Origin of the sequence: Arthrobacter echini, from assembly GCF_008107445.1 — a bacterium.
GTDB classification, from domain to species: Bacteria; Actinomycetota; Actinomycetes; order Actinomycetales; family Micrococcaceae; genus Arthrobacter_D; species Arthrobacter_D echini_A.
In genome coordinates this window covers 137,850-158,889 of record NZ_VSLD01000001.1, presented here as the reverse complement: position 1 = coordinate 158,889, position 21,040 = coordinate 137,850, and the positions used below count along the sequence as shown (strand labels likewise).

At 65.9% G+C, this 21,040-nt stretch carries 15 protein-coding genes; 13 read left to right on the top strand and 2 right to left on the bottom strand.

Annotated features, from left to right (window positions below; translation table 11 throughout):
• The first annotated feature begins 47 nt into the window (after positions 1–47).
• The 4 genes from rplK (at position 48) to rplL (ending at position 2,691) form a co-directional block, all read left to right on the top strand.
• Positions 48–479 (top strand): 50S ribosomal protein L11, encoded by a 432-nt coding sequence (gene rplK / locus FQ377_RS00735; RefSeq protein WP_148599341.1) that lies wholly within the window; start codon positions 48–50, stop codon positions 477–479.
• A 140-nt stretch (positions 480–619) separates the two neighbouring features.
• Positions 620–1,324, top strand: a complete 705-nt coding sequence (gene rplA, locus FQ377_RS00730) for a 50S ribosomal protein L1 (RefSeq protein ID WP_148599340.1) — start codon at positions 620–622, stop codon at positions 1,322–1,324.
• 334 nt (positions 1,325–1,658) lie between these two features.
• Positions 1,659–2,255, top strand: coding sequence for a 50S ribosomal protein L10 (gene rplJ, locus FQ377_RS00725; protein ID WP_148599339.1), 597 nt, complete (start codon positions 1,659–1,661; stop codon positions 2,253–2,255).
• 58 nt (positions 2,256–2,313) lie between these two features.
• Positions 2,314–2,691 carry a 50S ribosomal protein L7/L12 gene (gene rplL / locus FQ377_RS00720; RefSeq protein WP_148599338.1) on the top strand — a complete coding sequence of 126 codons (378 nt, stop codon included), beginning with the start codon at positions 2,314–2,316 and terminating at the stop codon, positions 2,689–2,691.
• 113 nt (positions 2,692–2,804) lie between these two features.
• Here rplL and FQ377_RS00715 read toward each other — a convergent pair whose 3' ends face one another.
• Both FQ377_RS00715 and idi read right to left on the bottom strand, forming a co-directional pair.
• Positions 2,805–4,004, bottom strand: a complete 1,200-nt coding sequence (locus tag FQ377_RS00715; RefSeq protein ID WP_148599337.1) for an acetyl-CoA C-acetyltransferase — start codon at positions 4,002–4,004, stop codon at positions 2,805–2,807.
• A 71-nt stretch (positions 4,005–4,075) separates the two neighbouring features.
• On the bottom strand, positions 4,076–4,654 hold the full coding sequence (gene idi / locus FQ377_RS00710; RefSeq protein WP_148600023.1) for an isopentenyl-diphosphate Delta-isomerase: 579 nt from the start codon (positions 4,652–4,654) through the stop codon (positions 4,076–4,078).
• Between the two features lie 138 nt (positions 4,655–4,792).
• Between idi and FQ377_RS00705 the strand changes: the two genes are divergently transcribed.
• The 9 genes from FQ377_RS00705 (at position 4,793) to tuf (ending at position 21,000) form a co-directional block, all read left to right on the top strand.
• Positions 4,793–5,860 (top strand): polyprenyl synthetase family protein, encoded by a 1,068-nt coding sequence (locus tag FQ377_RS00705; protein WP_148599336.1) that lies wholly within the window; start codon positions 4,793–4,795, stop codon positions 5,858–5,860.
• The gene (locus tag FQ377_RS14765; RefSeq protein ID WP_262364190.1) at positions 5,861–6,760 is read left to right on the top strand and encodes a phytoene/squalene synthase family protein; all 900 of its coding nucleotides are present in this window, start codon (positions 5,861–5,863) and stop codon (positions 6,758–6,760) included.
• On the top strand, positions 6,757–8,379 hold the full coding sequence (gene crtI, locus FQ377_RS14760; RefSeq protein ID WP_262364189.1) for a phytoene desaturase family protein: 1,623 nt from the start codon (positions 6,757–6,759) through the stop codon (positions 8,377–8,379). The genes FQ377_RS14765 and crtI overlap by 4 nt, the downstream gene beginning before the upstream one ends.
• A 297-nt stretch (positions 8,380–8,676) precedes the next feature.
• Positions 8,677–12,186, top strand: a complete 3,510-nt coding sequence (gene rpoB, locus FQ377_RS00695) for a DNA-directed RNA polymerase subunit beta (RefSeq protein ID WP_148599335.1) — start codon at positions 8,677–8,679, stop codon at positions 12,184–12,186.
• A gap of 194 nt (positions 12,187–12,380) precedes the next feature.
• Entirely contained in the window at positions 12,381–16,271 is a 3,891-nt protein-coding gene (locus FQ377_RS00690; protein ID WP_148599334.1) for a DNA-directed RNA polymerase subunit beta', read from the top strand.
• Positions 16,272–16,558: 287 nt separating this feature from the next.
• Positions 16,559–16,933: a 30S ribosomal protein S12 gene (gene rpsL, locus FQ377_RS00685; RefSeq protein ID WP_019481488.1), complete on the top strand. Its 375-nt coding sequence runs from the start codon at positions 16,559–16,561 to the stop codon at positions 16,931–16,933.
• Position 16,934: 1 nt separating this feature from the next.
• Entirely contained in the window at positions 16,935–17,405 is a 471-nt protein-coding gene (gene rpsG, locus FQ377_RS00680; protein ID WP_087076905.1) for a 30S ribosomal protein S7, read from the top strand.
• 87 nt (positions 17,406–17,492) lie between these two features.
• Positions 17,493–19,607 (top strand): elongation factor G, encoded by a 2,115-nt coding sequence (fusA, locus tag FQ377_RS00675; protein ID WP_148599333.1) that lies wholly within the window; start codon positions 17,493–17,495, stop codon positions 19,605–19,607.
• A 202-nt stretch (positions 19,608–19,809) separates the two neighbouring features.
• Complete coding sequence (gene tuf, locus FQ377_RS00670; RefSeq protein ID WP_148599332.1) at positions 19,810–21,000, top strand: elongation factor Tu; 1,191 nt, start codon at positions 19,810–19,812, stop codon at positions 20,998–21,000.
• Positions 21,001–21,040: the final 40 nt, after the last annotated feature.

The following is a 21,040-nucleotide window of genomic DNA, read 5'->3' as shown; positions in this document are numbered from 1 at the left end:
GGACGCTCCTGTCCCTGCGAAACACACTGCAAGAGAAGGACCCTTTCATGGCCCCCAAGAAAAAGGTCACCGGACTCATCAAGCTGCAGATCAATGCAGGCGCCGCCAACCCGGCTCCTCCCATCGGTCCCGCCCTTGGCCAGCACGGTGTCAACATCATGGAATTCTGCAAGGCCTACAACGCCGCCACGGAATCCCAGCGCGGAAATGTCATCCCCGTCGAGATCACGGTGTACGAGGATCGCTCGTTCACCTTCATCACCAAGACGCCTCCGGCAGCCGAGCTGATCAAGAAGGCAGCGGGAGTCGCCAAGGGCTCGGGAACGCCGCACACCGTCAAGGTCGCGAAGCTCACCAGCGCCCAGGTCGAGGAGATCGCCACCATGAAGATGGAAGATCTCAACGCCAACGACGTCCAGGGCGCAGCGAAGATCATCGCCGGAACCGCCCGTTCCATGGGCATCACCGTCGAGGGCTGACAACCCCCTCACCCGCGCTGACCGCGACGTCGGTCGGCGCACAACCATTCATCAAAGGCGAGGCGCCCCACGGGCGCCACTCGTCAGTGGCAGGGCCGAGCGCGGTCCGACGACCACGACTGCATAAGGAGAACAGGCAGATGGCACAGCGCAGCAAGGCATACAGAGGAGCCGCGGCGAAGATCGACGCGGACAAGCAGTACGCACCCCTCGAGGCGGTCGGCCTGGCGAAGGACACGAATCCGTCCACGTTCGACGCCACGGTCGAGGTATCGTTCCGTCTCGGAGTGGACCCTCGCAAGGCGGACCAGATGGTCCGAGGCACCGTCAACCTCCCGCACGGCACGGGCAAGACCGCCCGGGTCCTCGTCTTCGCCACCGGCGAGAAGGCGGAGGCGGCCATCGCCGCCGGCGCCGACTTCGTCGGTTCGGATGACATGATCGAGAAGGTCTCCGGCGGCTGGACCGATTTCGACGCTGCCGTCGCGACCCCCGATCTCATGGGCAAGGTGGGCCGCCTGGGCAAGATCCTCGGCCCCCGTAACCTCATGCCGAACCCGAAGACCGGAACTGTCACGGCGGACGTCGCGAAGGCCGTGACGGACATCAAGGGTGGCAAGATCGATTTCCGGGTGGACAAGCACTCCAACCTGCACTTCATCATCGGCAAGGTCTCCTTCGAGGAGCAGAAGCTCGGCGAGAACTACGCCGCTGCGCTCGAGGAGATCCTGCGCCTGAAGCCGTCCGCGTCGAAGGGCCGGTACATCCAGAAGGCCACCGTCTCCACCACGTTCGGTCCGGGAATCCCCGTGGATCCGAACGTCACGAAGGTCTTCGCGGTCTAGCTGACGTCGAAGAGCCCCGCAGCACCAGCTGCGGGGCTCTTTCACGTTCAGGGCGATCCCGGGTGCTGTGTGTGATTTGGCCGGACTGGGCTCCTCGCGTACGCTGGTGCTACCAAAGACCGTCGGTCGATCATGTCCCGCTTCACGCATCGTGCGCAAGTACGCCGCAACGAAGAAGGGACAGGGTCCGAAAGCTCCGAGAAGGGGCGACCTACGCAGGTGAACGAAGCTCCTCCCCGGGATCACATCCCGGTGGGCCAAGCCCCGTGCATCTGCGCGGGGCGTTTTTTATTGGAGTGGGAACAGCCGGCGCACAATCCCCGGAAGGAGGGTTATGGCAACGCCGACAAAGGTTTCTGCAGTGGATGAGATCACCACCGATTTCAATGATTCCACCGCCGCTGTCCTGACCGAATACCGTGGGCTCACCGTTGCACAGCTGAAGGAACTGCGTCGCGCCCTGGGCGCCGACACCAAGTTCTCCGTCGTCAAGAACACCTTGACCGGCATCGCGGCAAAGGAAGCCGGCATCGACGCGTTCGATGGCCAGCTCTCCGGTCCCACCGCGATCGCCTTCATCAAGGGTGACGCCGTTGCAGCGGCCAAGAGCCTCACGGACTTCGCGAAAGCCAACCCGAAGCTCATCATCAAGACCGGCATCTTCGAGGGCAAGGCCCTCGACGCTGCCGCTGTGGCCGCACTCGCGGCCCTGGAGTCACGCGAACTCCAGCTCGCCCGGGTGGCCGGTGTGCTCAAGGCGCCGATGTCCAGCCTGGCACGCACCGTCGACGCGCTGCGCGTCAAGCTCGAGGAGACGAGTGGCGCTGCACCCGTAGCGGACGCTCCTGCAGCCACCGAGGAAGCCGATGCGCCAGCAGAAGCAGCCACGGAGGCTCCGGCCGAGGAAGTCGCAGCACCCGAGGAGAACTAGCTTCTCCCCGTTCCACACACTGAAGGTGCCGTGCACCACTAAAGGAAGGACGCCTCCCATGGCGAAGCTCAGCAACGAAGAGCTCATCGAAGCTTTCAAGGAACTGTCGATCATCGAACTCTCGGACTTCGTGAAGTTGTTCGAGGAGACCTTCGACGTGACCGCCGCTGCAGTCGCAGTCGCCGGTCCCGCCGGTGGCGGAGCCGATGCAGAGGAAGAGGAGCAGACGGCATTCGACGTCATCCTCGAGGCTGCCGGAGACAAGAAGATCGCAGTCATCAAGGAGGTCCGCGCGCTCACCTCGCTGGGCCTGAAGGAAGCCAAGGACGTTGTCGACAGCGCTCCCAAGGCTGTCCTCGAAGGAGCTACCAAGGAAGCTGCGGAGAAGGCCAAGGAGTCCCTCGAGGCTGCCGGCGCCACCGTCACGCTCAAGTAGCATCAGCCGGCCTGTCGCGGCGCATCACAACCGCGACACGGACGACAGAAGAGCCCCGCTTCATCGGAAGCGGGGCTCTTCTGCTGTCCCGGGCCGGTTCAGCGGCGGTCCGGTCAGCGCCAGAGCAGCAGTGCTTCCCCCTGACCGCCGCCGCCGCAGAGACTCACGGCCGACCGGCCACTCCCGCGACGGGAGAGTTCCATCGCGGCGTGGAGTGCGAGCCGCGCACCCGAAGCCCCGATGGGGTGCCCCAGAGCGATGGCCCCGCCGTGGAGATTGCACTGCTCCAACGGGTAGTCGAGGTCCTTCAACGATTGGCATGCCACCGAGCCGAAGGCCTCGTTGATCTCGATGAAATCGAGATCGCCCACCAGCCAGTCCGCACGAGCGAGGGCCTGCTTGATGGCCTCCGACGGCTGGGAGTGCAACGAATTGTCCGGTCCGGCCACCTGGCCGGGCTGCCCGAGGACGGCCAGCACGTGGAGGTCCTTCTCGTCGGCATAGGCGCGCGTGGTGACGACCAGAGCCGCGGCACCGTCCGAGAGGGGAGAGGAATTGCCGGCCGTGATCGCACCGTCCGGGTTGAAGGCCGGGCGCAGCTTCGCGAGTGATTCGACGGTCGTCGTCGGGCGGATCCCCTCGTCGGCCGTGAGGACGATGTCGTCGCCCTTCCGCTGCTTCACCGTGAGTGGGACGATCTCCTCGCCGAGGACGCCGTTCTCCGTGGCCTCGGCCGCACGCCGGTGCGACTCGGCTGCCACCGAGTCCTGTGCCCTGCGGTCGATCTCGAGGCGGACGTTCCCGCGCTCGGTCGAGGCTCCCATGGAGTCGTTGTCGAAGGCGTCGGTGAGGCCGTCGTGGGCCACCGAGTCGAGTGCCTGAATGGAGCCGTAGTTCCACCCCTGGCGTGAGCCGGGCAGCAGATGCGGTCCGCGCGTCATCGACTCCTGGCCGCCGGCCACCACCACCCGTGCCTCTCCGCTGCGGATGAGTCGGGCGGCGTCGATCACGGCTGTCAGGCCGGACAGGCAGACCTTGTTCAGCGTGACCGCAGGGACGTTCCACGGGATCCCCGCCTTCACGGCGGTCTGCCGGGCGGGGTTCTGGCCGCAACCTGCCTGGACCACATGCCCCATGATGACGGCGTCCACAGCTCCGGCGTCCACGCCCGAGCGCTCCAGCGCACCCGTGATGGCCCGTGCGCCCAGTTCCACGGCGGTGAAGGAAGCCAGCTGTCCGTTGAGCCGCCCGAGCGGGGTACGGGCGCCGCCGACGATCACGACGTCGTCGGGGGATGGCGTGGGTGTTGCCATGGCGGAACTCTCTTTCGTCGTCGAATGGTGCTATCAGACTAGGGGCTCCATGGGCGCGCTGCCGCTGGAGCTCAGGAAGCGTCCCGCGGACCCGGTCCGTCGGCGCCCTGCGGGTACAGCAGGGGCAACTGGAGCGTGAGCCACGGGCTGAAGGCCCACGGTGTGTTCGTCACGGCCGGGACCAGGTCGGCCGGGTCCACCCAGTGGAGGTCCATGACCTCGGCGGGCAGCGGATCCACCGCGGTCTCCGCGAGCGCGGTGTACACGGGGCAGATCTCGTTCTCGACGATCCCCGAGGCGTCGACGGCGCGGTACCTGAAATCCGGCAGTGCCGGTCGGATGTCCCGGACGGTGAAGCCGAGCTCCTGCGCGGCGCGGCGCCGCACGGCATCCTCGAAGGTCTCGCCGGGGGCAGGATGCCCGCAGAACGAATTGGTCCACACGCCCGGCCAGGCCTTCTTGTCGAGGGCGCGCCGTGTGACGAGGATCCGCCCCGCGTCGTCGAAGACATGGGTGGAGAAGGCGAGGTGGAGGGGCGTGTCGCTCGTGTGGACCGTCGCCTTGTCGTGGGTCCCGATCGGGGTGCCGTCCTCGGCGAGCAGCACCACCACTTCCGCGCCGCCGGGGCCATCGGTCGTATCGCGTTCCATGGTTCCTGCTTCGCTCGCCATCGTGACACCTTTTCGCTGATCGTCCGCCCGGGTGGGTCGTCATGGCGCGGCCGAGTAGTCCGGCTGCCACCGCCCGACGTTTCGTCAGGGGCGCCCTATCCGTTGTTTACTTTACCTATGGACATGGACACTCTGCTGGTCGAGCCCGCCGGGCTGGAGCGGGTCGAGAGTGCACTCGGGCGGTTCTTCGAGGAGTCCAAGCTGCGCGCTGCCCGGATCAGCCCCGGATACCACGGCCTGTGGGAGACACTGGAGCAGTGCACCGCGGGCGGCAAGCGCTTCCGCCCCCGCCTGGTGATGTCCGCCTACCAGATGCTCGGCGGGTCCGACGTCGGCAACGCGGCCGAGGTCGGCGCCGCGTTCGAGCTGCTCCACACCGCCCTGATCGTGCACGACGACGTCATCGACAGGGACTTCGTCCGCCGTGGGATCCCGAACGTGTCCGGCCGCTACCGCATGATCGCCGAGAAGGCCGGCATGACCCCGGAGGGCGCGCGGCATGTCGGGTTCTCCGCTGGAGTCATCGCGGGCGATCTCGCGTTGTCCAATGCCCACCGCCTGCTGGAGCGGGTCGAGACCACGGCCGGGGTCCGCCGCCGGCTGGGAGAGATCCTCGACGAAGCGGTATTCGCCTCCGCCGCGGGGGAGTTCCTCGACATCGAGACCTCGTTCGACACCACCATCCCGCCACTCGAGGACATCGTGCACATGGCCCGCCTGAAGACCTCGGTCTATTCCTTCGAGGGTCCGCTGCAGGCCGGAGCGGTGCTCGCGGGTGCGGAGGAGGACGTCATCACCCGGCTGGGTGACTTCGGGCGGGACGCCGGGATCGCCTACCAGGTGGCGGACGACATCCTCGGCGTCTTCGGGAACGAGACCCGCACGGGCAAGACGAACTGGGGAGATCTCCGCGAGGGCAAGCGCACGGCGCTGATGTCCTTCGTGTCGACGCGCCCCGAGTGGGAGAGCATCTCGTCCCTCGTCGGTAACCCGGCCATGTCCGCGGCAGATGCCGACTACGTGCGGCGTATCCTCGTGGACTCCGGGGCCAGGGACTACTCGGCGGACCTGGCGGCCGACTACGCGGCGCGGGCCCGCACGCATCTCGACTCCGACACCGTGCCGCCCGCGCTGCGCGCCGTCCTCGACCCCGTGGTGTCAGCCGTCGTCGACAGGGTGCACTGAGTGGGCATCGACGACTCGCTGCAGCGCTACAGTGCTGCTGCCCTGAAGACCTCCGCGGAGGTCATCCGCTGCTACTCGACGTCCTTCGGGATGGCTTCGCGCATCCTGGACCGGACCACCCGGGGACACATCGAGGCGGTGTACGCGCTCGTGCGCATCGCGGACGAGATCGTCGACGGCGCGGCGGCCGGGGCCGGTCTCACGCCGGACGACGTCGAACGCCTTCTCGACGATCTCGAGCGGGACACCGGGACGGCGCTGCGCACCGGCTACAGCACCAATCTCGTGGTCCATGCGTTCGCCGTGACGGCACGCACCACGGGCATCGGCATCGAGCTCACGCAACCCTTCTTCGCCTCCATGCGCGCGGACATCATCCGGAACGAGCACACCCAGGAGTCCTTCGAGCTGTACGTCTATGGCTCCGCCGAGGTAGTGGGCCTGATGTGCCTGCGCGCCTTCCTGGTAGGACGCCACGTGACGGAGCGCGAGGGTGAGGTCCTGTCCGACGGTGCCCGCCACCTGGGGGCGGCCTTCCAGAAGATCAACTTCCTGCGCGATCTGGCCGAGGACTTCTCCGTCCTCGGGCGCAGCTATTTCCCCGGCATCAGCCCCGGGAGTTTCTCCGAGACGGACAAGCTCCGCCTGCTGGACGACATCGACGAGGACCTGCGGATCTCCGCCGCCGCGCTGCCCGGGCTCCCCCCCAATGCGCGCCGCGCGGTCTCCCTGGCCCAGGGTCTGTTCGCCGAGCTCGCCACCAGACTGCGGCGTACCCCCGCCGAGGAACTCCTCAGGGCGAGGATCCGGGTGCCCAATCCGGTCAAGCTCCGCATCATGGCGAAAGCCTTCACCGGTCGCGCGGTACCGGAACTCGCCGCGCAGGAGAGGACGGCATGACGTCAGAGCAGATGGGGCGTGCCCGGGCGGGTGCGCGGGAGGTCGTCGTGATCGGCGCCGGGATCGGAGGCCTCGCCACGGCGGCCCTGCTGGCGCGGGAGGGCCACCGGGTGACCCTGCTGGAGAAGCGTGACGAGGTAGGTGGCCGCGCGGGGTCGTGGGAGCAGGACGGCTTCCGCTTCGACACGGGCCCGTCGTGGTACCTGATGCCCGAGGTGATCGATCACTTCTTCAGGCTGATGGGCACGAGCGCGTCCCAGCAGCTCGATCTCCGGAAACTGGATCCCGGCTACCGGGTGGTCTTCGAGGACGGTCTCGACACCGTCGACGTGCCGGCGGACCGTGAGGCCGTCACCAAGCTCTTCGAGTCGATGGAGGCCGGGGCCGGCGAGCAGCTCTCGCGGTATCTCGACTCGGCGGAGGACGCCTACGAGATGGCCAAGAAGCGGTTCCTCTACTCCACCTTCCAGTCCTTCACGCCGTTCCTCAGGGCGGATGTGCTCAGGCGGCTCCCACGGATCGGCTCATTGCTCCTGCAGTCCCTGCACTCCTTCGTCGCAAAGCGCTTCAGGGATCCCCGGATCCGGCAGATCCTCGGCTACCCCGCGGTCTTCCTCGGCAGTTCCCCGTTCGACGCGCCGAGCATGTACCACCTCATGAGCCATCTGGACCTCGACGACGGCGTGCTCTACCCGATGGGCGGCTTCACCACCCTCATCGGGGCGATGCGCAGTGTCGCGGTGGAGGCCGGCGTCGAGATCCGTAACGGGGCCGACGTCGTGGGAATCGACACCGACGCCCGCACTCCCGGAAGATCACCCCTGGATCGTCGGACGGCGACGGTCCGCGGTGTTCGCTACCGGACCGCGGACCAGGAGTCCTCCGTCCCGGCAGATCTCGTGATCTCCGCGGCGGACCTCCATCACACGGAGACGACGCTGCTGCCCGGAGACCTGCAGACCTATCCGGAGAAGTACTGGCAGAAGCGCGTGCCGGGTCCGAGCGCGCTCCTGCTCTACCTCGGGGTGCAGGGCGCACTGCCGCAGCTCGAGCACCACACCCTGCTGTTCACCACGGACTGGCGCGAGAACTTCGGCAGGATCTTCGGCAAGGAGAGCTCCGTCCCGTCGCCTGCGTCGCTCTACGTGTGCCGGCCCAGCGCCACCGATCCCTCGGTGGCACCGGAGGGCCACGAGAACGTCTTCGTGCTCGTGCCGATCCCCGCGGACGTGGGGATCGGCAGGGGCGGCCTGGAGCGCGGGGGAGACGCGCGGGTCGAGGCGCTCGCGGACGAGGTGATCGGGCAGATCTCCGCCTGGGCCGGCATTCCGGATCTTGCCGAGCGCATCGTGGTACGTCGCAGCTATGGTCCCCAGGATTTCGCCGAGGACCTCAATGCGTGGCGTGGTACGTCCCTGGGTCCGGCGCACATCCTGCGGCAGAGTGCCTTCTTCCGCGGCTCGAACCGGAGCGCGAAGGTGGAGAATCTGCTGTACGCGGGAAGTTCCACCGTGCCAGGCATCGGGATCCCCATGTGCCTCATCAGCGCGGAGCTGATCGTCAAGCGGCTCCGCGGCGACGTCAGCACCGGCCCGCTGCCGGAGCCTGTCCGCGAGTAGCTACTTTCCGCCGGGGACGCGCCGCCGCAGGGGAACGCCGGGGCTTGACGCCGAGGCAGATACAGGTTATTGGACTTCCCGCCGTTCGTCCCGTAGTGTAGATCCTTGCGTCTTCCCTCTAAACCTCAGCCTTCATATAGCGGTGGGCTTTGCTCTGCTCTCGTCGTTGGATCTGGCCACCTGGTTGGGATCCACGCGGGCAGATATCGGTGGGCACTGAGATCCCTGCAGCATCCTGCGGTGGCGGTGTCGAGGCGGAAGCGCTGACAAGCCTGACGGTCTGTGGAAGGATCCCTCTTGGTCGCCTCGAGCACCTCTAATAATGCAACCGCTCCGAGCCAGGTCGACGCCGACGGCGCCGCACCACGGCTCTCATTCGCAAAGATTCACGAACCGCTTGACGTCCCCAATCTCCTCGCGCTCCAGACGGACAGCTTCGACTGGCTGATCGGCAACGAGCACTGGAAGGCCCGGGTCGAGGAAGCCCTCGAGAACGGGATCCAGGGCATCGCGACCACCTCCGGGCTGGCCGACATCTTCGAGGAGATCTCCCCGATCGAGGACTTCCAGGGCACCATGTCCCTGAGCTTCTCCGAGCCCGAGTTCGCCGACCCCAAGTACACGATGGCCGAGTGCAAGGATCGCGACGCGACCTACTCGGCGCCCCTGTACGTCAAGGCCGAGTTCATGAACAACAACACGGGTGAGATCAAGCAGCAGACCGTGTTCATGGGCGACTTCCCCCTCATGACCGACAAGGGCACCTTCGTCATCAACGGCACCGAGCGTGTCGTCGTGTCGCAGCTCGTCCGATCGCCCGGCGCGTACTTCGAGCGCACCGCGGACAAGACCAGCGACAAGGACATCTTCAGCGCGAAGATCATCCCCTCCCGCGGCGCCTGGTTCGAGCTCGAGATCGACAAGCGCGACCAGGTGGGCGTCCGCTTGGACCGTAAGCGCAAGCAGTCGGTCACCGTGCTCCTGAAGGCGCTCGGCTGGACCGAGGGTCAGATCCTCGAGGAGTTCGGGCAGTACGACTCCATCCGCGCCACCATGGAGAAGGACGCCACGGAGACCCGCGAGGACGCACTCCTCGACATCTACCGCAAGCTCCGCCCGGGAGAGCCTCCCACGGTCGAGGCGGCGCAGACGCTGCTCGACAATCTCTACTTCAACCCGAAGCGCTACGACCTCGCGAAGGTCGGTCGGTACAAGATCAACCGCAAGCTCGGTATTGACAAGGCGCTGACGGATTCCGACGCGTCGGTCCTGAACATCGATGACATCGTCGCGATGATCAAGTTCCTCGTGGCCCTGCACGCGGGCGACAAGACCCTCGGCGGCAAGCGCGACGGCGGCGACGTCGATCTCCGCGTCGAGGTCGACGACATCGACCACTTCGGCAACCGCCGGATCCGCGCGGTCGGTGAGCTCATCGAGAATCAGGTGCGCACGGGGCTCTCCCGCATGGAGCGCGTCGTCCGCGAGCGCATGACCACCCAGGACGTCGAGGCCATCACGCCGCAGACCCTGATCAACATCCGCCCCGTCGTGGCCGCGATCAAGGAGTTCTTCGGAACCTCCCAGCTCTCGCAGTTCATGGACCAGAACAACCCGCTGGCCGGCCTGACGCACAAGCGGCGTCTCTCCGCGCTGGGCCCGGGTGGCCTGTCCCGTGACCGCGCAGGCATGGAGGTCCGTGACGTCCACCCCTCGCACTACGGACGCATGTGCCCCATCGAGACCCCTGAAGGCCCGAACATCGGTCTGATCGGCTCCCTCGCCTCCTACGGCCGCATCAATGCGTTCGGCTTCATCGAGACGCCGTACCGCAAGGTCGTCGACGGCATCGTCACGGAGCAGATCGACTACCTCACGGCCGACGACGAGGTGGAGCGGCTCATCGCCCAGGCGAACGCACCGCTGAACGAGAAGAACACCTTCACGGAGGACATGGTCCTCGTCCGTACCCGGGGCGGTTCCGGCGAGCCCGTACTCGTCGAGCCCGGCGAGGTCGAGTACATGGACGTCTCCCCGCGCCAGATGGTGTCGGTCGCGACCGCGATGATCCCGTTCCTGGAACACGACGACGCCAACCGCGCCCTCATGGGAGCGAACATGCAGCGCCAGGCCGTGCCGCTGCTCCGGTCCGAGCGTCCCCTCGTGGGCACCGGCATGGAGAAGAACGCGGCTGTCGACGCGGGCGACGCCGTCACCGCGACGAAGGCGGGTGTGGTCAAGGAGGTCTCGGCCGATCTCGTCAGCGTGCTCAACGACGACGGCACGGAGACGAACTACCCGATCATGAAGTTCGCCCGCTCGAACCAGGGCAACGCGTACAACCAGCGCGTCCTGGTCTCCGACGGCGACCGTGTCGAGTACAACACGATCATCGCCGACGGTCCGTCCACGGACCAGGGCGAGCTCGCGCTCGGCAAGAACATGCTGGTCGCGTTCATGTCCTGGGAGGGTCACAACTTCGAGGACGCGATCATCCTGTCGCAGCGGATCGTCTCCGACGACGTCCTGACCTCGATCCACATCGAGGAACACGAGGTGGATGCCCGCGACACCAAGCTCGGTGCCGAGGAGATCACGCGTGACATCCCGAACGTCTCCGAGGAAGTCCTCGGGGCGCTCGACGAGCGCGGCATCATCTACATCGGTGCCGAGGTCGAGGCCGGCGATATCCTCGTGGGCCGCGTCACACCCAAGGGCGAGACGGAGCTGACCCCCGAGGAGCGGCTCCTGCGCGCCATCTTCGGCGAGAAGAGCCGCGAGGTCCGCGACACCTCGCTGAAGGTCCCCCACGGCGAGTCCGGAACGGTCATCGGCGTGCGGATCTTCGACCGCGACAACGACGACGAGCTGCCCCCGGGCGTGAACCAGCTGGTGCGCGTCTACGTGGCACAGAAGCGCAAGATCACCGACGGCGACAAGCTCGCCGGCCGCCACGGCAACAAGGGCGTCATCTCGAAGATCCTGCCCATCGAGGACATGCCGTTCCTCGAGGACGGCACCCCGGTGGACATCGTGCTGAACCCCCTCGGAGTACCGGGCCGGATGAACGTGGGCCAGGTGCTCGAGATCCACCTCGGGTGGGCGGCCAAGCAGGGCTGGAAGATCGAGGGCGATCCGGAGTGGGTCCGCAATCTGCCGAACCTCCCCCGGGAGATCGCGACGACCACTGTGGCAACACCCGTGTTCGACGGTGCCACCGAGGACGAGATCGTCGGTCTGCTCGGCTCGACGAACGTGACCCGCGACGGAGATCGCCTGATCGGCGAGTCCGGCAAGGCACGCATGTTCGACGGACGCTCCGGCGAACCGTTCCCGGATCCGATCTCCGTGGGCTACATGTACATCCTGAAGCTCCACCACCTGGTGGACGACAAGATCCATGCGCGTTCCACCGGACCGTACTCGATGATCACCCAGCAGCCGCTAGGCGGCAAAGCGCAGTTCGGCGGGCAGCGCTTCGGTGAGATGGAGGTCTGGGCCCTGGAGGCCTACGGAGCGGCGTACACGCTGCAGGAGCTCCTGACCATCAAGTCGGACGACATCCACGGGCGCGTCAAGGTGTACGAGGCCATCGTCAAGGGCGAGAACATTCCCGAGCCGGGTGTCCCCGAGTCCTTCAAGGTGCTCATCAAGGAAATGCAGTCGCTCTGCCTGAACGTGGAAGTCCTCTCCACCGACGGCACCACGATCGAAATGCGTGACTCGGATGAAGAAGTCTTCCGGGCCGCGGAGGAACTGGGCATCGACCTCTCACGGGCTGAGCCGAGCTCTGTCGAGGAGGTCTAGGCGACATCCGGATCAAGTCTGGTCCGGCGCCTGGAGGAAGGCGGCTTTAATATTTCGGAGGCCGCCCGCGGCCGAGGAAATTTCGTTGCCGCCGTTCCAGGCGCCGGACCGGACACCCGGCACGCGCCCAGCACTCTTCGCCGCACCCCACAAGACGTCACGAATTTAGAGAACAAAGAGAGAACAGGGACCCTATGTCCAGCGAATCCTCCTTCGGCCTCATGCGAATCGGCCTTGCCACCGCGGACGAAATCCGTGGCTGGTCCTACGGCGAGGTCAAGAAGCCGGAAACCATCAACTACCGCACGCTCAAGCCCGAGAAGGACGGCCTCTTCTGCGAGAAGATCTTCGGCCCTTCCCGTGACTGGGAGTGCTACTGCGGCAAGTACAAGCGCGTGCGCTTCAAGGGCATCATCTGCGAGCGCTGCGGCGTCGAGGTCACCCGCGCCAAGGTACGCCGTGAGCGCATGGGTCACATCGAGCTCGCCGCCCCCGTCACCCACATCTGGTACTTCAAGGGTGTTCCCTCACGCCTCGGGTACCTGCTGGATCTCGCGCCGAAGGACCTCGAGAAGGTCATCTACTTCGCCGCCTACATGATCACGTCGGTCGACGACGAGAATCGCCACGCCGAACTGCCCAACCTCCAGGCCGAGCACGACCTCGAGAAGAAGCAGATGACGGATCAGCGTGACTCCGACATCGCCGCCATTGCCAAGGATCTCGAGGACGAGCTCGCCCGCCTCGAGGGCGAGGGTGCCAAGGCAGCGGACAAGAAGAAGGCCCGCGACTCCGCGGACCGCCAGATGGCCAATGTGCGCAAGCGTGCCGACGCCGACATCGAGCGTCTCGTCCAGGTGTGGGAGCGCTTCAAGACCCTGAAGGTCGCCGACCTCGAGGGTGACGAGGGCCTCTACCGTGAGCTGCGGGATCGCTACGGCCTGTACTTCGAGGGCTCCATGGGCGCCGAGGCGATCAAGAAGCGCCTCGAGAACTTCGACATGCCGGCCGAGGCCGAGATGCTGCGCGACATCATCCAGAACGGCAAGGGCCAGCGCAAGACCCGCGCCCTGAAGCGTCTGAAGGTCGTCAATGCGTTCCTGACCACCACGAACAGCCCCCTGGGCATGGTCCTGGACGCCGTTCCGGTGATCCCGCCGGAGCTCCGCCCCATGGTGCAGCTCGACGGCGGACGGTTCGCCACCTCCGATCTCAACGACCTCTACCGTCGCGTGATCAACAGGAACAACCGGCTCAAGCGTCTGCTCGATCTCGGGGCACCCGAGATCATCGTGAACAACGAGAAGCGCATGCTCCAGGAGGCCGTGGACTCCCTGTTCGACAACGGTCGTCGCGGGCGTCCGGTCACCGGACCGGGCAATCGTCCCCTGAAGTCGCTCTCCGACATGCTCAAGGGCAAGCAGGGTCGGTTCCGCCAGAACCTGCTCGGCAAGCGCGTCGACTACTCGGGCCGTTCGGTCATCGTCGTCGGCCCCCAGCTGAAGCTGCACCAGTGCGGTCTGCCCAAGCAGATGGCGCTGGAGCTCTTCAAGCCGTTCGTCATGAAGCGGCTCGTCGATCTCAACCACGCGCAGAACATCAAGAGTGCCAAGCGCATGGTCGAGCGTTACCGCCCCCAGGTGTGGGACGTCCTCGAGGAGATCATCACCGAGCACCCCGTGCTGCTGAACCGTGCACCCACCCTGCACCGGCTCGGTATCCAGGCGTTCGAGCCGCAGCTCGTCGAAGGCAAGGCCCTCCAGCTCCACCCGCTGGTCTGTGCCGCCTTCAACGCCGACTTCGACGGCGACCAGATGGCAGTGCACCTGCCGCTGAGTCCCGAGGCCCAGGCCGAGGCGCGCATCCTGATGCTCTCCTCGAACAACATCCTCAAGCCCTCGGACGGCCGCCCCGTCACCCTGCCCTCGCAGGACATGATCATCGGGCTGCACCACCTCACCACCAAGCGTGAAGGCAGTGCCGGTGAGGGCCGGGTCTTCACGAGTCCGGCCGAGGCCGTCATGGCCTACGACGCCGGTGAGCTGCACCTCAACTCGATCGTGCGCATCCGTGTGACCACGTTCGTGCCGAGCACCGACATCGCGGCGCCCGAGGGCTGGGAGCCCGGTGCTCCTGCGCTCATCGAGACCTCGCTCGGGCAGGTGCTCTTCAACGACACCCTTCCCGACGACTACCCGTGGGTGGAGAAGGTCGCGGACAAGGGGCAGCTCTCCACGATCGTCAACGATCTCGCGGAGCGCTACCCGAAGGTCGTCACGGCGGCGACGCTGGACAATCTGAAGGACGCCGGTTTCTACTGGGCAACCCGCTCGGGTGTCACCGTCGCCATCTCGGACATCTCCGCGCCGATCAACAAGGCCGGCATCATGGAGGGCTACGAGACGCAGGCCGCCAAGGTCCAGTCTCAGTTCGACAAGGGCCTGATCGCCGACGAGGAGCGCCGTCAGGAGCTCATCGACATCTGGAACAGGGCCACCAACGAGGTGGCTGCGTCCATGCGCGAGGCCATGCCGAAGGACAACACCATCAACCGCATGGTGTCCTCCGGCGCGCGAGGCAACTGGCTGCAGGTCCGGCAGATCGCCGGTATCCGTGGTCTGGTGGCCAACCCGAAGGGCGAGATTATCCCGCGTCCGATCAAGTCCTCCTACCGTGAGGGTCTGTCGGTCCTGGAGTACTTCATCGCCACGCACGGTGCCCGCAAGGGCCTGGCCGACACAGCACTGCGGACCGCGAACTCGGGGTACCTCACCCGACGCCTCGTGGACGTGTCCCAGGACGTCATCGTCCGCGAGGACGACTGCGGTACGGAGCGCGGCCTGAAGGTCACCATCGCCGAACCGAACGCCGACGGCGAGCTGGTGCTGCATGACGAGGTCGAGAACTCGGCCTACTCACGCACTCTGGCCACCGACGTCGTCGACTCGGCGGGTAAGGTGCTTGCTGCGGCCGGCTCCGACGTCGGGGACGTCCTCATCGACCAGCTGTTCGATGCGGGCATCACCGATATCAAGGTGCGCTCCGTGCTCACCTGCGAGTCGAGCGTCGGGACCTGCGCCCTCTGCTACGGCCGCTCACTGGCGACCGGCAAGACGGTGGACATCGGCGAGGCAGTCGGCATCATCGCGGCGCAGTCGATCGGCGAGCCGGGTACCCAGCTGACGATGCGTACCTTCCACACCGGTGGAATCGCCTCGGCGGAGGACATCACCCAGGGTCTGCCCCGTATCCAGGAGCTCTTCGAGGCGCGCACCCCCAAGGGTGTCGCCCCGATCTCCGAGGTCGCAGGGCGCGTCACAGTGGAGGATGCCGAGAAGCAGCTCCGCCTGGTGGTCACTCCCGACGACGGCTCCGAGGAGATCGCGTACCCGGTCCTGCGCCGTGCACGCCTCCTGGTCTCCGACGGCGAGCACGTGGAGGTCGGGCAGCAGCTCGTCTTCGGTGCTGTCGACCCGAAGCAGATCCTACGGATCCTCGGCCCCCGCAAGGCCCAGGAGTTCCTGGTGGACGAGGTGCAGCGTGTGTACCGCAGCCAGGGTGTGGGCATCCACGACAAGCACGTGGAGGTCATCGTCCGGCAGATGCTGCGTCGGGTCACCGTGATCGAGTCCGGGGAATCGGACCTGCTCCCGGGCGAGCTCGCGGAGCGTCGCCGCTTCGAGGACGAGAACCGTCGCGTGGTGTCCGAGGGCAAGAAGCCGGCCTCGGGCCGTCCCGAGCTCATGGGCATCACCAAGGCCTCGCTCGCCACCGAGTCGTGGCTGTCGGCCGCTTCCTTCCAGGAGACCACGCGTGTCCTCACGCAGGCCGCCATGGAAGGCAAGAGCGATCCGCTGCTGGGTCTCAAGGAGAATGTCATCATCGGCAAGCTCATCCCTGCCGGTACCGGTCTCGACCGCTACACCAAGGTGACGGTCGAGCCCACCGAGGAGGCGAAGGCCAACCTCTTCACCGGTCCGAGCGCATTCAGTGACTTCGACTACGCCGGAGTGGAGAGCGGGCTGAGCCCCGAGTTCCATGCCATCCCGCTGGACGACTACGACATGGGGTCCGAGTTCCGCTGAGCGGATCCCCGGTGAGTCCCGTACACCTGCCAGGTGTGCGGGACTCACCTGTTCTCGGCGCCCCGGCCGGACCTCGTTGGGGCGTGCCTGCCGACCTCTGGTATGGTAGGGGTAATTGTTTGTGTGGCAGAGGATCGGCGCCGTCATGGGTGCATCTCCGCGTTGTACGTATCGTGTACAACGAATGCCACATTTTTTCACGCCTACCGACCAGTGCGAACAGCCCCGGTCTGTGGGCCTGGTGCAAACGACGGTCACCATCTCTAGACATTACGGAGAAATCAGAAGTGCCAACAATCAATCAGCTGGTCCGTAAGGGCCGGACACCCAAGGTCGTCAAGACCAAGGCCCCCGCCCTGAAGGGCAGCCCCATGAAGCGCGGTGTCTGCACCCGCGTCTACACGACCACCCCGAAGAAGCCGAACTCGGCCCTCCGCAAGGTGGCCCGCGTGCGGCTCAACGGCGGCATCGAGGTCACGGCCTACATCCCCGGAGTGGGCCACAACCTGCAGGAGCACTCCATCGTGCTCGTCCGCGGTGGTCGCGTGAAGGATCTGCCCGGTGTCCGCTACAAGATCGTCCGTGGCGCGCTGGATACGCAGGGTGTGAAGAACCGCAAGCAGGCTCGCAGCCGCTACGGAGCGAAGATGGAGAAGAAGTAATATGCCTCGCAAGGGTCCGGCCCCCAAGCGGCCGCTCGTCCTGGATCCCGTCTACGGATCGCCCCTGGTCACGCAGCTGATCAACAAGGTGCTCGTGGACGGCAAGAAGTCGACCGCGGAGCGGATCGTCTACGGTGCGCTCGAGGGCGCCCGTGCAAAGTCCGGCGGAGATCCGGTCGCCGCCCTGAAGAAGGCCATGGACAACGTGAAGCCGACCCTCGAGGTCCGCTCACGGCGGGTCGGTGGCGCCACCTATCAGGTGCCCGTCGAGGTGAAGCCCGGTCGGTCCACCGCCCTGGCCCTGCGCTGGCTCGTCGGCTACTCCAAGGCCCGTCGCGAGAAGACCATGACGGAGCGCCTGCAGAACGAGATCCTCGATGCTTCCAACGGCCTCGGAGCCGCAGTGAAGCGCCGCGAGGACACGCACAAGATGGCCGAGTCGAACAAGGCCTTCGCACACTACCGCTGGTAACACCGCCGTCGGCCGACCCATCACCCCCAGCGGGGCGGTTCGGCCGGGCGACCGGCAGAACTCCATCTTCGTAAAAAGGGAGACACCGTGGCACAGGACGTGCTTACCGACCTCAACAAGGTCCGCAACATCGGCATCATGGCCCACATCGATGCCGGCAAGACCACAACGACCGAGCGCATCCTGTTCTACACGGGTGTCAACCACAAGATCGGCGAGACGCACGACGGCGCCTCGACCACCGATTGGATGGAGCAGGAGAAGGAACGCGGCATCACGATCACGTCTGCCGCCGTGACCTGCTTCTGGGAGAACAACCAGATCAACATCATCGACACCCCCGGCCACGTGGACTTCACGGTCGAGGTGGAGCGCTCACTGCGCGTCCTCGACGGCGCTGTCGCCGTCTTCGACGGCAAGGAGGGCGTCGAGCCACAGTCCGAGACCGTCTGGCGTCAGGCCGACAAGTACGAGGTGCCCCGCATCTGCTTCGTCAACAAGATGGACAAGCTGGGTGCCGACTTCTACTACACGGTGGACACCATCGTCAGCCGCCTCGGCGCCAAGCCGCTCGTACTGCAGCTGCCCATCGGGGCCGAGAACGACTTCATCGGCGTCGTGGACCTGCTCTACATGCGTGCGCTCGTGTGGCCCGGCGACTCCAAGGGCGACGTGACCATGGGTGCCAAGTACGAGATCCAGGAGATCCCCGACGATCTCAAGGAGCGGGCGGAGCAGTACCGCGCCACCCTCGTGGAGACCGTGGCGGAAGCGTCCGACGAGCTCATGAACAAGTACCTCGAGGGCGAGGAGATCTCCATCGAGGAGCTGAAGGCCGGCATCCGCAAGATGACGGTAAACTCCGAGCTCTACCCGGTGCTGTGCGGCTCCGCCTTCAAGAACCGCGGTGTCCAGCCGATGCTCGACGCCGTCATCGACTATCTCCCCTCGCCGCTGAACGTGCCCCCGATGATCGGTCACGACCCGCGGAACGAGGAGATCGAGCTCACGCGCGCGCCGTCGACGGACGAGCCGTTCTCTGCCCTGGCGTTCAAGGTCGCCACGCACCCGTTCTTCGGGCAGCTGACCTTCATCCGCGTCTACTCGGGGCACATCACCTCCGGGACGCAGCTGGTGAACTCGACCAAGAACAAGAAGGAACGCATCGGGAAGCTCTTCCAGATGCATGCCAACAAGGAGATCCCGGTCGATGACGCCTCGGCAGGCCACATCTACGCGGCGATCGGCCTGAAGGACACCACCACCGGAGACACGCTCTCGGACGCGGGCAACCAGATCGTGCTCGAATCCATGAGCTTCCCCGAGCCGGTGATCTCGGTTGCCATCGAGCCGAAGACCAAGGGCGACCAGGAGAAGCTGTCCACGGCCATCCAGAAGCTGTCGGCCGAGGATCCCACGTTCCAGGTGTCCCTCAACGAGGACACCGGGCAGACGATCATCGCCGGGATGGGCGAGCTCCACCTGGACATCCTGGTGGATCGTATGCGGCGCGAGTTCCGCGTCGAGGCGAACGTGGGCAAGCCCCAGGTGGCCTACCGCGAGACCATCAAGTCCAAGGTGGCCAAGCACGATTACACCCACAAGAAGCAGACGGGTGGATCGGGCCAGTTCGCCAAGATCCAGATCGCCATCGAGCCGATGGAGGTCGAGGAGGGCGTGCTCTACTCGTTCGAGAACAAGGTCACCGGTGGCCGCGTTCCCCGCGAGTACATCCCGAGCGTGGACGCCGGTATCCAGGACGCCCTGAACGACGGCGTCCTGGCCGGGTACCCCGTGGTGGGCATCAAGGCGACGCTCCTCGACGGCGCCTACCACGACGTCGACTCCTCGGAGATGGCGTTCAAGATCGCCGGACGCATGGCTTTCAAGGAAGCCGCGCGCATGGCGAAGCCCGTACTGCTCGAGCCGCTGATGGAGGTCGAGGTCCGCACCCCCGAGGAGTACATGGGTGAGGTCATCGGAGACATCAACTCGCGACGCGGTCAGATGCAATCGATGGAGGACGCGAGCGGCGTGAAGGTCATCACCGCACACGTGCCGCTGTCCGGTATGTTCGGCTACATCGGCGACCTGCGGTCGAAGACCCAGGGCCGCGCCGTCTACTCCATGAAGTTCGACAGCTATTCGGAGGTCCCGCGGGCAGTCGCCGACGAGATCATCCAGAAGACGCGCGGCGAGTAGAAGCCACCCCGGCGACGGGAAGCGGGGGAGTCAGCTCTGGTGCTGCCCGAGGGCATACCGGCCCTGACTTCCCGCCCGGTCCGGACGGACCGGTACTGCAGTTCAGTTTCATCAAAATGAAAAGCCCCCCGTAGACTTGCAACAGTTTCGGTCGCGAAAAGCGCGGCTGGGAAGCAAATCTGAAACGTTCTAGGAGGAACCCGTGGCGAAGGCAAAGTTCGAGCGGACTAAGCCGCACGTTAACATCGGCACCATCGGTCACGTAGACCATGGGAAGACCACGTTGACGGCTGCCATTTCCAAGGTGCTGTACGACAAGTACCCCAGTCTCAACGAGCAGCGTGATTTCGCGTCGATCGACTCGGCCCCCGAGGAGAAGCAGCGCGGCATCACCATCAACATCTCGCACGTCGAGTACCAGACCGAGAAGCGCCACTACGCCCACGTAGACGCACCCGGTCACGCCGACTACATCAAGAACATGATCACCGGTGCGGCGCAGATGGACGGCGCCATCCTCGTGGTCGCGGCAACGGACGGCCCCATGGCCCAGACGCGCGAGCACGTGCTGCTCGCCCGCCAGGTCGGTGTCCCCTACCTGCTGGTCGCGCTCAACAAGTCCGACATGGTCGACGACGAGGAGCTCCTCGATCTCGTCGAGATGGAGGTCCGTGAGCTCCTGAGCTCACAGGGCTTCGACGGCGACGACGCCCCCGTGGTGCGCGTCTCGGGCCTGAAGGCCCTGGAGGGCGACGCCGAGTGGGTCAAGTCCGTCGAGGACCTCATGGAAGCGGTGGACGACAACGTCCCCGATCCCGTGCGTGACAAGGACAAGCCCTTCCTCATGCCGGTCGAGGACGTCTTCACGATCACCGGTCGCGGAACAGTCGTCACGGGCCGCGCCGAGCGTGGAACCCTCGCGATCAACTCCGAGGTCGAGATCGTCGGTATCCGTCCGGTCCAGAAGACCACGGTCACCGGCATCGAGATGTTCCACAAGCAGCTCGACGAGGCGTGGGCAGGCGAGAACTGTGGTCTGCTCCTGCGCGGCATCAAGCGTGAGGACGTGGAGCGCGGGCAGGTCATCGTGAAGCCGGGTTCCATCACCCCGCACACCGACTTCGAGGCCAACGTCTACATCCTGGCGAAGGACGAGGGCGGGCGTCACAACCCGTTCTACTCGAACTACCGGCCCCAGTTCTACTTCCGCACCACGGACGTCACCGGTGTCATCACGCTGCCCGAGGGTACCGAGATGGTCATGCCGGGTGACAACACCGAGATGACGGTCGAGCTGATCCAGCCGATCGCCATGGAGGACGGTCTCGGCTTCGCCATCCGTGAAGGCGGACGCACCGTCGGTTCGGGACGAGTCACGAAGATCCTGAAGTAGTACCAGCACCACCAGACGCCGGCTCCCGCCGGTGGCACCC

What these genes read in the sequence shown, in the direction of transcription:
- rplK (WP_148599341.1), top strand. Translation starts at nt 48, where the DNA reads ATGGCCCCCAAGAAAAAGGTCACCGGACTCATCAAGCTGCAGATCAAT.
- FQ377_RS00705 (WP_148599336.1), top strand. Translation starts at nt 4,793, where the DNA reads ATGGACATGGACACTCTGCTGGTCGAGCCCGCCGGGCTGGAGCGGGTC.
- rpsG (WP_087076905.1), top strand. Translation starts at nt 16,935, where the DNA reads ATGCCTCGCAAGGGTCCGGCCCCCAAGCGGCCGCTCGTCCTGGATCCC.
- FQ377_RS00715 (WP_148599337.1), bottom strand. Translation starts at nt 4,004, where the DNA reads ATGGCAACACCCACGCCATCCCCCGACGACGTCGTGATCGTCGGCGGC.
- rplJ (WP_148599339.1), top strand. Translation starts at nt 1,659, where the DNA reads ATGGCAACGCCGACAAAGGTTTCTGCAGTGGATGAGATCACCACCGAT.
- idi (WP_148600023.1), bottom strand. Translation starts at nt 4,654, where the DNA reads ATGGAACGCGATACGACCGATGGCCCCGGCGGCGCGGAAGTGGTGGTG.
- crtI (WP_262364189.1), top strand. Translation starts at nt 6,757, where the DNA reads ATGACGTCAGAGCAGATGGGGCGTGCCCGGGCGGGTGCGCGGGAGGTC.
- rplL (WP_148599338.1), top strand. Translation starts at nt 2,314, where the DNA reads ATGGCGAAGCTCAGCAACGAAGAGCTCATCGAAGCTTTCAAGGAACTG.
- FQ377_RS00690 (WP_148599334.1), top strand. Translation starts at nt 12,381, where the DNA reads ATGTCCAGCGAATCCTCCTTCGGCCTCATGCGAATCGGCCTTGCCACC.
- rplA (WP_148599340.1), top strand. Translation starts at nt 620, where the DNA reads ATGGCACAGCGCAGCAAGGCATACAGAGGAGCCGCGGCGAAGATCGAC.